1 protein-coding gene is annotated in these 1,172 nt (G+C 57.7%); it reads right to left on the reverse strand.

Features of this window, described 5'->3' with window-relative positions:
• Positions 1-1,172 (reverse strand): ATP-grasp domain-containing protein (locus O71_RS20960; protein ID WP_007661290.1); only part of this gene is annotated, 1,172 nt, incomplete at both ends.

The following is a 1,172-nucleotide window of genomic DNA, read 5'->3' on the forward strand; positions in this document are numbered from 1 at the left end:
TGGTGCCTGTGATGGCCACAATAGGTATCCGCGTCGGGGTGCTGTGCGGAAAAAGCATGTTGATGATCGGTTCTGCCACGTTGCGGGGCAGGCCATCAGTAGGGGAGATGTGCATGCGCAGCCCGGGAGCGGCATTCACTTCGATTACGGCGCCCTTTGTTTCAGGCAGCGGGATGGCAATGTCGGTCGTCATCACATCGATGCCACACACGTCCAGCCCGATGATACCGGCAATGCGCTCTGCCATGAGCACATTATAAGGGTGCACCAGGTCCGTTACATCGGTGGCTGTGCCGCCGGTGCTGAGGTTGGCTGTGCTTTTCAGGTATAGCACTTCGCCCTCCGGCAATACAGATTGCAATGTCAGCCCTTTCTCTTTGAGCAGGCTGCGCGTATGCTTGTCTATTTTGATGTGCGTGAGCGCCTTTTCATGGCCTATACCTCGTCGCGGATCCTTGTTGACCTCTTTCACCAGTTGCTGTATGGTCGAGATGCCGTTGCCGGTGACCATGGCCGGTGTGCGTTTGGCGGCGGCTATAAACTTGCCGTTGATCACCAGCAGGCGGTAGTCGTCGCCTGTGATGAACTGCTCTACCATTACCTTCTTGGAGTAGCGCTGTGCCTCGGTCAGGGCACGCTGCGCTTCCTTCCAGGTATGGATGTTGATGGTAGCGCCCTTTCCCTGGTTGCCGTCCAGCGGTTTCACGACCACGGGGTAGCCCAGTTCCTGCACCGCCTCTTCCAGTTCATCGGCATCATGCACGATATGGCCCCGGGGCACCGGTATACCTGCATCTTCCAGGATGAGCTTGGTGGCGTTTTTGTTACCGGCATTTTCCACCCCGAAGCAGGAGGTGCGGGAGGTCATGGCAGCCTGTATGTGCTTCTGGTGTATGCCATACCCGAGTTGTATAAGCCCGCTGCGCTGGTTGTTGATATAAGGTATACCGCGGCTTACCGCCTCCGATACAATAGCTTCCGTGCTTGGGCCAAAGTACTCGTCTTCCCGTATCTGGTGCAGCCGGGCGATGTCCTGCACAATGCTGGGCTTTTTGCCTTTGGCCATCAGTTCGGTAATGCGCACTGCGGCATGTGCCGCATATTCCCCGGCACGCTCCTGCTGGTAAGAGAAGACGACATAGTCCACCCCGGGGCCGGGACCGGCGTAGCGG

Source organism: Pontibacter sp. BAB1700 (assembly GCF_000277005.1).
In the GTDB taxonomy this organism is placed as follows: Bacteria; Bacteroidota; Bacteroidia; order Cytophagales; family Hymenobacteraceae; genus Pontibacter; species Pontibacter lucknowensis.